This is a genomic window from Actinomyces ruminis, from assembly GCF_002154335.2.
GTDB classification, from domain to species: domain Bacteria; phylum Actinomycetota; class Actinomycetes; order Actinomycetales; family Actinomycetaceae; genus Actinomyces; species Actinomyces ruminis.
The window spans coordinates 1-13,476 of the sequence record NZ_MTPX02000032.1 but is presented as its reverse complement, the minus strand read 5'-3'; the positions used below and the strand labels follow the sequence as shown (position 1 = coordinate 13,476).

15 protein-coding genes, 3 tRNA genes and 1 pseudogene are annotated in these 13,476 nt (G+C 68.8%); 13 read left to right on the top strand and 6 right to left on the bottom strand.

Annotated features, from left to right (window positions below; all coding sequences use genetic code 11):
• Nucleotides 1–12: 12 nt before the first annotated feature.
• From BW737_RS17780 to BW737_RS05035, 4 genes are read left to right on the top strand one after another with little or no spacing between them, the layout of a single operon-like run.
• A complete protein-coding gene (locus BW737_RS17780) occupies nucleotides 13–474 on the top strand; it encodes a carbohydrate ABC transporter permease (protein ID WP_257210491.1) in 462 nt (153 codons plus the stop codon).
• On the top strand, nucleotides 471–1,403 hold the full coding sequence (locus BW737_RS05045) for a carbohydrate ABC transporter permease (RefSeq protein WP_218961784.1): 933 nt from the start codon (nucleotides 471–473) through the stop codon (nucleotides 1,401–1,403). The genes BW737_RS17780 and BW737_RS05045 overlap by 4 nt, the downstream gene beginning before the upstream one ends.
• Nucleotides 1,400–2,836 (top strand): GH1 family beta-glucosidase, encoded by a 1,437-nt coding sequence (locus BW737_RS05040; protein WP_086615446.1) that lies wholly within the window; start codon nucleotides 1,400–1,402, stop codon nucleotides 2,834–2,836. Before BW737_RS05045 ends, BW737_RS05040 begins: the two co-directional genes overlap by 4 nt.
• Nucleotides 2,837–2,848: 12 nt before the next feature.
• Nucleotides 2,849–3,862, top strand: a complete 1,014-nt coding sequence (locus BW737_RS05035; RefSeq protein WP_086615445.1) for a LacI family DNA-binding transcriptional regulator — start codon at nucleotides 2,849–2,851, stop codon at nucleotides 3,860–3,862.
• 65 nt (nucleotides 3,863–3,927) lie between these two features.
• Here the strand turns inward: BW737_RS05035 and BW737_RS05030 are convergent.
• The 3 genes from BW737_RS05030 to BW737_RS05020 form a co-directional block, all read right to left on the bottom strand.
• Nucleotides 3,928–4,000 (bottom strand) — tRNA-Phe (locus BW737_RS05030).
• Between the two features lie 47 nt (nucleotides 4,001–4,047).
• Nucleotides 4,048–4,121, bottom strand: a tRNA-Asp gene (locus tag BW737_RS05025).
• A gap of 25 nt (nucleotides 4,122–4,146) precedes the next feature.
• Nucleotides 4,147–4,219: transfer RNA gene (locus tag BW737_RS05020), tRNA-Glu, on the bottom strand.
• A 161-nt stretch (nucleotides 4,220–4,380) separates the two neighbouring features.
• Here BW737_RS05020 and BW737_RS05015 point away from each other — a divergent pair.
• The 5 genes and pseudogenes from BW737_RS05015 to BW737_RS16090 all read left to right on the top strand — a co-directional run bounded on the left by BW737_RS05015 (nucleotide 4,381) and on the right by BW737_RS16090 (nucleotide 8,975).
• A pseudogene (locus BW737_RS05015) lies at nucleotides 4,381–4,769 on the top strand (metallopeptidase family protein).
• A gap of 63 nt (nucleotides 4,770–4,832) precedes the next feature.
• The gene (locus BW737_RS17775; protein ID WP_257210490.1) at nucleotides 4,833–6,002 is read left to right on the top strand and encodes an ABC transporter ATP-binding protein; all 1,170 of its coding nucleotides are present in this window, start codon (nucleotides 4,833–4,835) and stop codon (nucleotides 6,000–6,002) included.
• Nucleotides 6,003–6,028: 26 nt separating this feature from the next.
• Complete coding sequence (locus BW737_RS05005; protein ID WP_099330337.1) at nucleotides 6,029–7,369, top strand: FtsX-like permease family protein; 1,341 nt, start codon at nucleotides 6,029–6,031, stop codon at nucleotides 7,367–7,369.
• A gap of 128 nt (nucleotides 7,370–7,497) precedes the next feature.
• Entirely contained in the window at nucleotides 7,498–8,109 is a 612-nt protein-coding gene (locus BW737_RS05000; protein ID WP_073331086.1) for an NAD(P)H-dependent oxidoreductase, read from the top strand.
• 710 nt (nucleotides 8,110–8,819) lie between these two features.
• Nucleotides 8,820–8,975, top strand: a complete 156-nt coding sequence (locus BW737_RS16090; RefSeq protein WP_180272065.1) for a hypothetical protein — start codon at nucleotides 8,820–8,822, stop codon at nucleotides 8,973–8,975.
• A gap of 343 nt (nucleotides 8,976–9,318) precedes the next feature.
• Here BW737_RS16090 and BW737_RS04995 read toward each other — a convergent pair whose 3' ends face one another.
• Complete coding sequence (locus BW737_RS04995; RefSeq protein WP_257210489.1) at nucleotides 9,319–9,996, bottom strand: hypothetical protein; 678 nt, start codon at nucleotides 9,994–9,996, stop codon at nucleotides 9,319–9,321.
• Here BW737_RS04995 and BW737_RS17770 point away from each other — a divergent pair.
• The 4 genes from BW737_RS17770 (at nucleotide 9,991) to BW737_RS04980 (ending at nucleotide 11,992) form a co-directional block, all read left to right on the top strand.
• Complete coding sequence (locus tag BW737_RS17770; protein ID WP_257210488.1) at nucleotides 9,991–10,209, top strand: hypothetical protein; 219 nt, start codon at nucleotides 9,991–9,993, stop codon at nucleotides 10,207–10,209. The two genes, BW737_RS04995 and BW737_RS17770, sit on opposite strands and share 6 nt — an antisense overlap.
• Before the next feature lie 483 nt (nucleotides 10,210–10,692).
• Nucleotides 10,693–11,163 carry a phage holin family protein gene (locus BW737_RS04990; RefSeq protein WP_086615465.1) on the top strand — a complete coding sequence of 157 codons (471 nt, stop codon included), beginning with the start codon at nucleotides 10,693–10,695 and terminating at the stop codon, nucleotides 11,161–11,163.
• Nucleotides 11,160–11,570 carry a hypothetical protein gene (locus tag BW737_RS04985; protein ID WP_086615442.1) on the top strand — a complete coding sequence of 137 codons (411 nt, stop codon included), beginning with the start codon at nucleotides 11,160–11,162 and terminating at the stop codon, nucleotides 11,568–11,570. Before BW737_RS04990 ends, BW737_RS04985 begins: the two co-directional genes overlap by 4 nt.
• Nucleotides 11,571–11,782: 212 nt before the next feature.
• Nucleotides 11,783–11,992 carry a DUF3073 domain-containing protein gene (locus BW737_RS04980; RefSeq protein ID WP_086615441.1) on the top strand — a complete coding sequence of 70 codons (210 nt, stop codon included), beginning with the start codon at nucleotides 11,783–11,785 and terminating at the stop codon, nucleotides 11,990–11,992.
• 120 nt (nucleotides 11,993–12,112) lie between these two features.
• Here BW737_RS04980 and purM read toward each other — a convergent pair whose 3' ends face one another.
• Nucleotides 12,113–13,276 carry a phosphoribosylformylglycinamidine cyclo-ligase gene (gene purM / locus BW737_RS04975; protein ID WP_086615440.1) on the bottom strand — a complete coding sequence of 388 codons (1,164 nt, stop codon included), beginning with the start codon at nucleotides 13,274–13,276 and terminating at the stop codon, nucleotides 12,113–12,115.
• Nucleotides 13,273–13,437: a hypothetical protein gene (locus tag BW737_RS16085; protein ID WP_180272066.1), complete on the bottom strand. Its 165-nt coding sequence runs from the start codon at nucleotides 13,435–13,437 to the stop codon at nucleotides 13,273–13,275. Before BW737_RS16085 ends, purM begins: the two co-directional genes overlap by 4 nt.
• Nucleotides 13,438–13,476 lie beyond the last annotated feature (39 nt).

The window sequence follows — 13,476 nt, the reverse complement described above, 5'->3', positions numbered from 1 at the left end:
ATTCTGGCGGCGATGCAGGCCATTCCCCGCGAGCTGTATGAGGCCGCCACGGTCGACGGCGCGGGCCGCATGCGTCAGTTCTGGTCCGTCACCATCCCGCAGCTGCGCTCCACCATCATCTTCGTGGTCATCAACTCCACCATTGGCGGCCTGCAGATCTTCGACGAGCCGCGCATGTTCGACACCATGGGCAACGGCGGTTCCGACAACCAGTGGCTGACACTGACCATGTACCTGTACCAACTGGGTTGGGGGCCGCAGAAGAGCTTTGGCCGCGCCTCGGCGGTCGCCTGGATCCTGTTCCTGATCATTCTGCTGTTCGCCTCCCTCAGCTTCATGCTCACCCGGCGCATCTCCTCCTCGGGCACCGCCCCAGCCAAGAAACGCCGTCGGCGCCGTCCCGGCCGCGAACGCGCCGGATCCACCAGCCGGGCAACCGCCGGCGCCGCCGGCAAGGAAGGAGTCTTGTCATGAGCAGCAACGAGCCGTCCCTGGCAATGATCGAGCAGACCGCCGGCAAGCGGGCCGCCCGCGCCGCCGCCCGGCGTCGCGCCAAGCAGGCACACCGGGGCTTCGGCCCGGACCGCCGTCCGGGACCGGTGGGTTACATCTTCCTGATCGCCGCTGTCCTGATCAGCGCCTACCCGCTGTACTTCGCCTTCCTGCTGGCCACCTCGAACGCCGCGGAGATCGCCAAGCACCCGATCCCCTCGCTGATTCCCAAGGGCGAGTTGGTGGACAACATCACCCGAGTGATCAACTCCGGCATCGACCTGTGGGGTGCCTTCCTGAACTCCCTGATCGTTTCCGGCGTCGTCTCGCTGTCCGTGGTGTTCTTCTCCACGCTGGCCGGCTACGCCTTCTCTAAGCTGCGTTTCCGCGGCCGTGACGGCCTGCTGACGTTCGTGATCGCCACCATGGCTGTGCCCGCGCAGCTGGGCGTGGTCCCCCTGTTCATCGTGATGGCCAAGCTGGGCTGGACCGGCGAGCTGATCGCCGTCATCGTGCCGGCCATGGTCTCCGCCTTCGGCGTGTTCTGGATGACCCAGTACATCCGCGACGCCCTGCCGTATGAGCTCATTGAGGCCGCCCGCGTGGACGGGGCCTCCATGTTCCGCACCTTCTGGTCGGTGGCCTTGCCGGCCGCCCGGCCCGCCGCATCCATGCTGGCCCTGTTCACCTTCGTGGGCTCGTGGACGAACTTCTTCTGGCCCTTCATCGTACTGGGCGCGAAGAACCCGACCCTGCCGGTCGCCCTGCAGCTGCTGCAGGCCTCCTACTTCAAGGACTACTCACTCATCATGGCGGGCGTGGTCGTCGCCACCGTGCCGCTGCTGATCCTGTTCATCTTCGCCGGACGTCAGCTGGTCTCCGGCATCATGCAAGGAGCTGTTAAGGGATGACCACAATCACCTTCCCGCCCGGATTCCGCTGGGGCGTAGCCACCGCCGCCGCGCAGGTTGAGGGCGCCGCCCATGAGGGCGGCAAGGGGGACTCCATCTGGGACGTGTTGTGCCGCCGCCCCGGGGCCATTGACGACGCCTCCAACATCGACGTGGCCTGCGACCACTACCACCGCGTCGACGACGACGTCGCCCTCATGCAGTCGCTGGGCCTGCCCACCTACCGCTTCTCCGTGTCCTGGGCCCGGGTCATGCCCGATGGGCGCACGATCAATGAACGGGGCCTGGACTTCTACGCGCACCTGGTGGACGCCCTGCGCGCAGCCGGGATCGAGCCGTGGCTGACGCTCTACCACTGGGACCTGCCCCAGGCCCTGCAGAAGGAGGGCGGCTGGACCGTCCGCTCCACCGCCCAGGCCTTCGCCGACTACGCCCGGGCCGTCTACGCACGGCTGGGTGGCAAGGTGGACATTTGGACCACGCTGAATGAGCCCTGGTGTTCCTCCTTCCTGTCCTACGCGGGCGCAGAACACGCGCCCGCCGTCAACGAGCCGGCCCAGGCCGTGGCGGCGGTCCACCATCTCATGCTGGGGCACGGCCTGGCGGTGCGCGCCCTGCGTGAGGCTGCAGCTGCCGCCGGCCGCAGCCCACGCATCGGCATCACCCTGAACTTCTCCCCCGTCCACCCCGCCGATCCGAGCAGCCCCGTTGACCGCGACGCCGCCCGCCGAGTGGACGGCACCCAGAACCGGCTGTTCCTGGAGGCGATGCTGCGCGGCGCCTACCCGGCCGACGCCGTCGCCGACATGGCCGTCTGGGCTGACATCCACGACTGGGTGCAGGAGGGGGACATGGCAGCCATCGCCGAGCCGATCGACGTGCTGGGGGTCAACTTCTACAACGGTCAGACCGTGGCCGGCCCCGAGCCGGGACTGCGGTTCGGGGGACCGGAGGCGGGGGCGGGTCCCTCGGCGAACGTCGGCTCGGAGAATGTTCGCGCCGTCCCCCAGGACCTGCCGGTAACGGACATGGGCTGGCAGGTAGAGCCGCGTGACCTGTATGAGCTGCTGATGCGGCTGGAGCGGGAGTACACCTCGACGGCGGGGCCGGACGCAGCCGGCATCCCGATCGTCATCACCGAGAACGGCGCCGCCTTCCGCGACGAGCCGGACGAGCACGGACGGGTCGAAGACCTGGACCGTCTGGCTTATATCCGCGACCACCTGGTGGCCGTGCACGATGCCATTTCCGCCGGCGCCCGGGTGGAGGGGTACCTGGTGTGGTCGCTGATGGACAATTTCGAGTGGGCCCGCGGCTACACCAAGCGCTTCGGTATCGTCCGGGTGGACTATGACACGCTCGAGCGCATTCCCAAGGCGTCGGCCGACTGGTTCTCCGCGGTGGTGCGCAACAACGGCTTCGAGCTGGAATGACGGGAGATTTCCATGCGCTCATCCGACAGGGTCACGTTGGAGGACGTGGCCCGTGCCGCCGGGGTCTCCCGGGCCACTGCCTCACGGGTGGTCCGCGGGGACGTCGGCGTGACCGCGAAGAAGATGAAGGCCGTGCAGGCCGCCGTCGACTCACTGGGATACATACCCAATTCGGCGGCGCGGGCGCTGGTGTCCCACCGCACCGGCACAGTGGCCGTGGTCATCCCCGAACCGGATCAGATGATCTTCTCCGATCCCTTCCTGACCCAGACGGTCCTGGAGATCTCCAGCGCCCTGGACGCGGCGGACATCCAGCTGGTCATGGTCTTCGCCGATCAGGCCGGCCATGGCCGCCGCGCCGCCAAGTACCTGCGCAACGGGTCGGTTGATGGGGCGATCGTCATCTCCCATCACCGCTTCAGCGGGCAGGTGGAGACCATGGTGAGTACCAACATTCCGGTGGTGTTCATCGGTCGGCCGGTGTCCCTGCAGACCTACGAGAGCTGGGTCGACCTAGACAACGTCTCCGCCGGCAGGCTCGCCGCCGTGCACCTGCTCGACCGGGGCGTGCGCCGGCCGGCGATCATCACCGGCCCGCTGGACATGGTGGCCGCACACGACCGCCTGCGAGGCTTCCGAGACGTGATGGCCGGGGAAGGCATCGATCCGCTCCTGTTGGAGGGCGCCTTCACCGCCGACTCTGGGCGTGCAGCCGGCGAGGCACTGGCGGCGCGGATCGAGTCCGGCGAGGTCGACGGCGTGTTTGCCTCCTCGGACCTGATGGCACTGGAAGCACTCAAGGTGTGGCGCGAGCGAGGCCTGCGGGTGCCCGACGACGTCGCCCTGGTCTCCTGCGACAACACCCCTCAGGCAGCAGCCGCAGACCCTCCGCTGACCTCGATCGACAATCCCACCGATGTACTCGGCCGAGCCGCGACCGACATGCTGCGCTCAATCCTCGATGAGACTTGGGACGGGCAGCCGGTGCTGGTGCCGGCCCGCCTGGTGGTGCGGGAGTCTCACTAGCCGCCAACCGGAGGCGAGAATGAGCGAAGCCCGCGGGACCTTGTGGGTCCCGCGGGCTATCGCCGTGGCTCCGACCGGCGTCGATCCGGTGACCTTTCGATTTTCAGTCGAACGCTCTACCAACTGAGCTACAGAGCCTAGGCGCGCGATCGCCCAGCCGTTTCCGACTGAGCGACCCGCATCCGCGACCTCGACGGGACTTGAACCCGCGACCTCCGCCGTGACAGGGCGGCGCGCTAACCAACTGCGCCACGAGGCCAATATGTCATCACTCACGTGAATCGTACCCCCAACGGGATTCGAACCCGTGCTACCGCCGTGAAAGGGCGGGGTCCTAGGCCGCTAGACGATGGGGGCCCGGTGCCCTTGGCGTCGTCGCGCCTCGAACCGGGATGTACGGTATTGGGCCGGAACCTATCCGCGCAAATCTTACGGACGTGAGCCTGCTCACCACCCCTTTGGCGCCCTGCAGACAGGCGTCCGACCGGCCCCTTGCCGACGCATGGCAGGCTGTTCCCATGACCCCAATCCGCCTGTCCGACGCCGAGTTCGAGTCCGCCGTCGCCGACGCCCTGGACGCCATCCCCGAGGCGCTCGCAGCCAGATGGACAACGTGGTGGTGCTGGTCCAGGACGAGCCGGACGCGGACATGCTCGGCCCCGATGACTACGACCCCGCCGGTCGCCCCACCCTGCTGGGCCTGTACGACGGCGTGCCGCTAACCGAGCGCAATGCCGACTGGTCCCTGGCCCTGCCCGATCGCATTCTCATCTTCCAGGGGCCGCTGCAGCGCTGGTGCCGCAGCCGTGAAGAGCTGGTGGAGCAGGTGACGATAACCGTGATCCACGAGGTCGGTCACCACTTCGGCATCTCCGACGCCCGCCTGCACGAACTCGGCTGGGAGTAGGCGCACACATTCACACGGGACATGCGCTTCACTCCCAGCGCGATTACATGTGACACTACCGTTATGACCACAGTTGCACCCGGTGAGTCCTCCTCGCCCGAGGCGCGTCACCTGAGCACCTCACCCACGCCGCCCCGCCGCGAGACACGCATAAGCCGCCGTCACCCGAAGGGGCTCATGGCCCACGGTCCAGTCGGGGACCCGGTGGTCACCGCCCGCAACCTGTCCAAGCTCTTCGGCGACGGCGAGCGCACGGTCACCGCACTGGAATCGGTAGACGCACATATCGCTCACGGCCGCCTCACCGCCATCCTGGGACCCTCCGGCGCCGGCAAGACGACTCTGCTGCGCTGCCTGGCGGGCCTGGAAACGCCCACCTCGGGGACGATCATCCTCGACGACGAAGAGATATCGCTGCTGAACCAGCGGCGTCTGACCCGCTTGCGGCGTGAACGGATCGGCCTGATCTTCCAGTCCCGCAACCTCGTCCCCTCCCTGAGCGTTGTCGAGAACATCACCCTGCCGTTGACACTGGCTCGACGGCCCGTCGATACCGCTCGCCTGAACCGGATCGTCGACGTCGTCGGCCTGAGGGGCCGTCTCGATTACCGCCCCAACGAACTCAGCCCGGAGATGGCCCAGCGAGTGGCCAGTGCCCGCGCACTCCTCGGCACTCCGGCGGTGGTGCTCGCCGACGAGCCGACCGGTTCCCTCGGCTCGCCGGCTGCCACACAGATTCTGCGCATCCTGCGCACCGCGGTCGACGAACTGGAGCAGAGCGTCATCGTCGCCACTCACGACGCCGACGTGGCCGCCCACGCGGACACCGTCCTGTTCCTGCAAGACGGCAGTATCGTCGCCGAAATGAATCAGCCGGACCGCGATCAGCTCCTAGATGCTCTACACGATCTGGGCGACACGGCCAACGCCAGTATCAGCGTCGGCAACGGCGAGCGGGAGGTCTCTCAGGTGGAGGAGGCCTGGGCGCAGCCGCTCGGCGCCCGGGGAACCGCCCGCTCCCACACCCGCGGTAGCCGTCCCCACGACTGGGACGCCCCCGGCGAGCGCTCCCGCCCCGGAAGGTCCGCACGCGGCTACGACGCCGCGCCGCATGACTGGGACGACCCCGGCGACCGTCAGACCCGACCCGGGCGACGGCCGCATCGGGCAGCCGGCTCCGGCAACGCCGGGGCGGACGGCACAGATCGCAACGACCCCTGGGGCTACCAGTGATCCGGGCGGTCTGGCACGGTACGCGCATGCGACCCGGCTCCGCTCTACTGCTTGCCGTGGTCGTCGCCGCGGCCACGGCCATTATGGTCGGCGCCTTCACTCTGGTCGCCGTCGACCGAGACGGTGGATCAGTGGCAGGCGGACAAGCCGACGCACTGGCTCGGGCCGGCGCTCATGCATTGGTACTGGGCCTCGGCGGCTTGACGGGACTCATGCTCGTACTGATCGTCGCCGAGGCCTTCAGCACGAGCCTGCGTCGGCGCGCTTGGGTATTCACGCTGCTGCGGGAGACCGGGGCGTCCGCATCGCTGCTGGTGGGCGCCGTGCTCATCCAGGCGCTCCTCATCGGCCTGTTGGGCAGTGCATTCGGCCTGCTCGGTGCCATTGGGGCGCCGCGTCTGCTCACCGCCGAGCTCGCCTCGGCCCTCAGCCCGACCTGGAACTCCGACAAGGCGCTGATGCCGCAGGAACTCGCCGTCGGCACGGCCCTACTGGCCACGCTCGTCGGCAGCATGCCGCCCGCCTTGCGCGCGGCTACCGCCCCGGCGGGGACGACGCCGGTCGCGCCCTCATGCCCACGACAGCCATCGGCGGTACGTGGCGCCATCGGCACACTGTTACTTGTTGCGGGTGCGGTTGGCAGCGTCGTGGTCTGGCACGCGGATGCCCTGACCCACCGCGTCGGCATCCTGTGGACAGCGGCCGGGGCGTTGCTCGTCGGCCTGCTCATTGCGCTGCCGCAGGCGGTGCGCGCGCTGGTCGCCGTGTTGGGGCTGCCGGCGCGTGTCGGTTCCAGCGGCCGACTGGCGCTGCGGCAGGTGGCGGCCGCACCGCACGCTGCGGCCGCCATCGCGGTGGCCCCGATGCTTGCCACTGCGGCGGTTTGCGCGGGCGCACCGCTCGCCGTCTCACTGCGCGCCACCATGACGGATGACGCCGCTCCTGGACGAGCGGCTGCACAACTACTGGATGTACTGCCCGCCTTGATGATCTGCGTAAGCGCGCTCGCCGGTCTGTGCGCGGCCGGAGCCCTGGCGGCAGCGGCCGCTGAGCGGACAGATGAGGGGGCGCTCATGCGGGCGGTGGGGCAGAGCCGAGGGCAGCGGGCTGCGCAACTTCTGTGTGAATTCGCCCTCGCCTGCGTCGCCGGACTGGTCCTGGGCGCGGCGGCCGGGCTGGTTCTGGCCGGGGCAGGAGGAGCCGTGCTGGCCGACCAGGGAATTGGCGGCTTCCCGATCCCCTGGCGGCAACTGCTGCTACTGCTGGCGATCGGCTGCGGCGTCGGCGTGCTATCCGCCCTGGCGCCGGCGCTGGAACCAGCACCGCGAGTCGCATCAACCACAGAACCAGACGGGGCGCCTGCGTAGCCCGCCCCAGTCCGTTACCATGCCATTACCTTCCCGCAAGCCCACGGTGAGGTGGCCGACTCGTGTCGGCTCTTGCCGTGCCCGGCCACTGGAGGTTCCAGACCCGCCCGCACCTGTTGAGGAATGCCATGGCGAAGACCACCATCTTCATCTTTCACCCCGATCTCAGCCAGTCCACCATCAACCTGCGCCTGGCGCAGGCGGCGGAAGGACTGGAAGGAGTCGAGATTCGCGACATGTACGCGTTGTATCCCGACTTCAACTTTGACGTCGAGGCCGAGCAGGATTTACTGGAACGCACCGATCGGATCGTGCTCCAGTTCCCGATCCAGTGGTACTCCAGTCCGCCGCTGTTGAAGAAGTGGGAGGATGACGTCCTGACTTGGGGGTGGGCATACGGCACCAACGGGGACGCCCTGCAGGGCAAGGAACTGCTGCTGGCCGTGTCCGCCGGCGCGGTGGCCGCACACTACCGCCGCTTCGACACCCGCCGTTCGGTGACCGACGTCCTGTTCCGGCGGCGGCGGCGCGATCGGGACGCCGCCTCGTCCGGCTACACGATGAACGACGTACTGCGCCCCTTCCAGGCCACCAGCGTGATCATCGGTACCGACTACCTGGAACCCTTCGTCACCCCGGGGGCGACCACGATGCACACCGCCGACCTGGAGGCGCGCGCCAAGGCCTACGCCCGCTACGTGACCTCACGCAAGCTGCGCATACTGGACACCTACCAGTAACCCGCGCGCCGGCAGTAACTCGCCGCGAACGGCGCTGTCCCGTGTGGACGTGTGGGCAGATTCGCCGCGAATCGATACTCCCGGCACGTATTCCCGGCGGCGAGGCGTATCTTCCCACACCGCCGCGGCGGTGCCGCGGGGTCGGACCACCGTTAGCCTCATGCCACCGTGATTCATCCCCGCAGCCCCCTCGCCGCTCGGCGACTTCTGTCACAGCCGAACGCCAGCCCGCCGTTACCGGGCGGCCTTCCAGGACCTGCGGCGGCACGCATGTCCATCACCGGGGACGTTGCCGAGCGGCTAGTGCTTGCTCCGACTCGCCCAGTACCGGTCGACGGCGAACTGGTGGACTCCACCTCCAAGGTCGCACTGGCCCCCGGCGAATGACGGCGCTAGTCGCCGCCGGTCCGGATCTATCCACCGCGTTGGCCACACGACTGGTCCGCTTCGACGAGGCTGCTCCGGCCGTCACACTCACCGGGCGGGCCCCGACCGACATGCCGTTGGAGCAGATGCGCGTCGATCGTCATCTCCGCAGCGACGGCGCAGCTGTTCACCGGAACGCTGCGCGAGGCGCTGGACGTGCGTGGCGGGGCAGCACTCGTACCGGTTGACGTTGACACTCTGGCGGCTACCGAACGAGAGCATTCCGGGGTCGCCGACATGAACCAGGACGTGCATGTGGTGGTGGCCCGCGCGGGCGGTGACGCGTGCCCGCGCGCCTGCACCGGGAGCTGCTGACGCGTGCCCGAGCCGGTGGCCCCGACGCCGTCATCTATCGCGCCGTAGTCGCCCGGGCCACCGGGGAGCAGCCACAGGCGGACACGGACCGGGTGGCCGTCATGCTGGACGGGCGGATCGTGTAGCTGGGGGCACAAGACGAGCTCGTCGCCCGCGGCGGGAAGTACGCGAGCCTGTGGGATGCCTGGAGCCAGGAGTAGGCCGGAGAACATGACCACACCGCCGGCGTGCGCCCACGGCACCCTCTGGCATGCGCCCACGGCAGCCCACTGGCATCCCGCTCGGGATTGCTCACACCCTGCCGTTGGACCCCATTCCTTCAGTTGGACCGCGTTTCTGCGCTTGGACCGCCTGAGAGTACCTCTGAGGCGGTCCAACCGCGGGCAGGCAGTCCAACCGCGGGCAGGCAGTCCAACCGCGGGCAGGCAGTCCAACCGCGGGCGAGTAGTTGATCGTGCGTAGTGTGTTTCAATAGCTGGGGTAGATGCCCGCTCCGGCGAGGATCTCCAGCAATCCCTGTTCTCTCAGTGCGTCATCCCAAAGCCAACGCACAACCCGCATCCCCGTGGCACTCTCGATATCGAGTTCCCGACGCCGCTCGGCCAGCAGGACCTCCTCCACCGGTCTGCCCGTCAACTCTCGCCCGTACTTGACCCGACCGTCGAACTCTCCGATCACGCCGTGTTCGTGCCAGATGAAGTCGACGCGTCCAAGCAGTCCGCCCCGTTGATCCCGCACGGGTTCCTGCAAAGCGGGTAGCGGCAGGTGATGCTCGATCATCACCGCCCGACTCAAGCTCTCCCCCGGTGACTCCGCGTTGGGGTCGGCCGCCTCGATCGTCCGGCACAGCCGTGGCCTGCCCCGCGAGCGCTTCGGGGCGGCCGCGGCGATGGCCTCCTTCGTCACCCGGCCGGCTCTCAGCATGGCGTCAAAGCCGGCCAATACATCACGCAACGGCCGACGGCGTCCCAGATCCGCGAGGGTCTGCGCCACTGAGGCCACCGGCACGCCGTCGTCAAGCACCGTCTGGAAGTCGCAGCCAGCGCGTAGCGTGTGGATCCCCGCCGATGATCGGCCGCCATCGCGTCCAAGCCGCACCACCTGCACCTGCTGAGGAATATCGCCCACCAGCGGAATCTCATGCATTACAGCCGCCGACTCCCGGGCAAGCACGGCACCGTCCAACGCACCGGTGAGTCGCGCGGCGACGACCTTGGCCCGATGCACCTGGGACCGGCTCAAACCGCGGAGATCATGGCGCTGCACATAGGCGCCGCGCAGGATGCGAACAAGTTCTCCGCCGGGACGCGCGGCCCGGGCAAGGGCGCTCCTATCCCGGCCGCGCCCGGCGAGTTCTGAGGACAACAGGATCGGAATCGGCGAACACCACATATCGCCACTGTGCGCTCCGGTCTCGATGATCGTCCCGGTGCCTGTGAATACACCGAGCAGGACCCTGCACGAACCCTGCCTGTGGACGCCGGTAACGCAGCCGGCGACCGCAACTGAGCATGCGTCGTCTCGTGCCGCCCCGGTTTGGACCCCTATCCCCGGTTTGGACCGCGTAAGTCCATTTGGACCGCTATCCCCTGTTTGGACCGCCGTTGTGTGCAACTGGGGCGGTCCAAACCGACGCAAGCGGTCCAAACCGACGCAGGCGGTCCAACCGCGTTCAGCCTCTTCATCACCGCACGGTTGCACTGCAACTTCCAGCGGCGAATCAGTCACTCACGGGGCAGTCAGCTGCCGCCAAGGCCCGGCATGTGAGATTCTGGTGCTTACAGCAGGAGCGGCCTCCGCCGCCCCGCGGTGTTCATCAGCAGGCATGAGAAGGTCGGTTCCATGAGCCAGCAGGCCCAACAACCCAAACAGCCCCCAACGGCGTCTTCGTCATCTGCCTCGGCGACGGCACAGCCGACGCTCGCCGAGCTCGTGACCCGGATTTCGGACAACGTCTCCGCACTGGTACACGGCGAGATCGATCTGGCCAAGGCCAAGGGCAAGCGCATGGCCACGACCATGGGGGTGGGCGGAGCTCTAGTTGCTGTGGCCGGAGTCGTCGCCCTGTATGGCGTGGGTTTCCTGCTGGGGGCCATCGTCGAGTTGATTGCGCTTGCACTGCCCCTGTGGGCGGCCAAGCTCATCGTCGCCGTGGTGCTGTTGCTCGTCGCCGGCATCGCCGCGCTGCTAGGCGCCAAACGCCTCCAGGCCGCCAAGGCCGACATGCCCGACCCGAAGGGCGCTCTCCAGCACGACCTGAACACCGTTAAGTCCGCCGCCGCCACCGGCTTCGAGAAGGGCAGCCAGCAGTGAGTGAGAACAATTCGACCGCAGCGGCCACCCCGGAGGAGATCGAGGCCCGCCTCGCCGACCTACGCGCATCGGTTGTAAGCGACGTTGAGGAGCTCACCGTCCGGCTCGCTCCCAACGCCCTTAAGGCGGCCGCCCGCACCACCGCCGAATCCACCGTCGCCGACCTGCGCGAACGCGCCGAGTCCACGGCCGCCGGATTGAAGGCCCGCTTCAGCGGCGGCACCGACACGCCGTCGGTCTCCGCCGACGCGCCGAAATACGACAGCTCGTCGCTCTTAGCGCGCGCCCGGCGCCTACTCGACGACGCCCAGGACGGCGATCCTCAGGCACTGGCCCTGGTCACCGGGGCCGTGGCGGCGCTGGCCGGGTTGAGCGCTATAGCCCTGATCAAGGCCCTGCGTCGCTAGCGCCGTCGTCTGTCACCCGGCCCCGTCCGGACTCGCCTGAATCCGTATTCCCAGTACCGCCGCGCCCATCCGTGGGCCTTACCACGGCCGAAGCGCTGCCTGCGGAATGGTGTTTCGGCGCGGCGACGTTGTACGGTTGCCCCACGACACATTTGCCCAGTTGCTGCGCGCCCACGTGCGCGCCCAGAGATATGTTGGAGGGGGTCGAGCCTATGGGGCGCGGCCGTCAGAAGGCCAAGGCGACCAAGGTCGCCCGCAAGCTCAAGTACTTCAGCCCGGAGACCGACTACGCGGCGCTCGAACGAGAGCTCGCCACGGCGTCCTCCGCAGCGTCCCCCGACGCCGAGTCCGACGAAGACATGTATGAGGAGTTGGCCGCGAAATACGCGGTCGACGACGACTGGGACGACGAGGACGCCTGACCCGGACACCTCGCCATACGTGGTCACACGTGAGCGCGGCACCTGAACGCCGCCACGTGACGCCGTGACGCGCCGCCGGGGCCACCTCGACCCCAGGCGGTCACCCGTCCCGGCGCCGGCTCAGGCGACCCGGTAGGTTCCCAGCAGGTCCACGCCACCACCGTTTACACCCTTGGTGCCGGCAATCAGCCGCCCCCGGGGCGTGTAGTCGGCGGCGTCCTTGACGCTGCCCAGCACCCAGGCGGGCATGCCCGCAGCCTCGGCGCCGCTCAGCACCGCATCGACGGCGCTCGGGGATACCACCGCGACCATGCCCACCCCCAGGTTGAGGGTGGACTCGAGGTCGTCCCACGGAACCGCGCCCAGGCGGCGCACGACGTCGAACACCGCGGGCACCGTCCAGGTGCCGCGGTCGACCACCGCGATGGTTCCGGCGGGCAGGACGCGGGCCAGGTTTGCCCCCAGACCGCCGCCGGTGACGTGCGCCAGGGCGCGAATACGCAGCTGCTCGGGGTCGACGTCGGCGGGGTCAACCTGAGCGATGAGATCCAGCAGTACTCGGGTGTACAGGCGCGTGGGCTCCAGCAGTTCCTGCCCGACGCTGCGACCGAACTCGGGCACCTCGCGGTCCAGAGACCATCCGGCCTGCTCCACCACGCGTCGCACCAGCGAGTAGCCGTTGGAGTGCAGGCCGGAGGCGGCCAGGGCCACAAGTACGTCGCCGGGACGCACCCGCTGCGCGCCGAGCGTCCGGTCGGCCTCCACCACGCCGGTGGCCGCCCCGGCGACGTCGTAGTCATCCGGGCCCATGAGGCCGGGGTGCTCGGCGGTCTCTCCCCCCAGCAGCGGGGTATCAACGGCGGCACAGGCCTGGGCGACACCGCGCACGATGTCGGCGATGCGCTGCGGGATCACCTTGCCACAGGCGATGTAGTCGGTCATGAGCAGGGGGCGGGCGCCGACCACCACGATGTCGTCGATGACCATGCCCACCAGGTCCTGGCCTATGGTGTCGTGAATGTCGAGCGCCTGGGCAATGGCGACCTTGGTGCCGACCCCGTCGGTGGAGGTGGCCAGCAGCGGACGGCGGTAGCCGCGCAGCTCGGAGACGTCGACCATCCCGGCGAAACCGCCCACTTCCCCGACGACGGCGGGGGTCATCGTGGCAGCGACCGAGGCCTTCATCAGTTCCACCGCCCGGTCACCCGCGGCCGTATCGACGCCGGCGGCGGCATAGGTGATCGGAGCATCGGGGGTGTTGGCGGCAGGTGCGCTCTGGCTCATCGGGCGAGTCCTTCCGGTGCGAGATCGGTGGGTGCAGCGGCGTGCTGAGCGGGTGCGGAGTCGGCGCCCGCAGGCGAGGCGGTACCGGCATCCGCGGGGTCCCGGTGGGGGCTGCCGGCGCTCAGGTCCGGACGGGTGACGCGGCGCGGAGCGGCGGGCACGGGGCGGCGTCAGCCTCGGCGCGGCGACGCCGGTAGGCG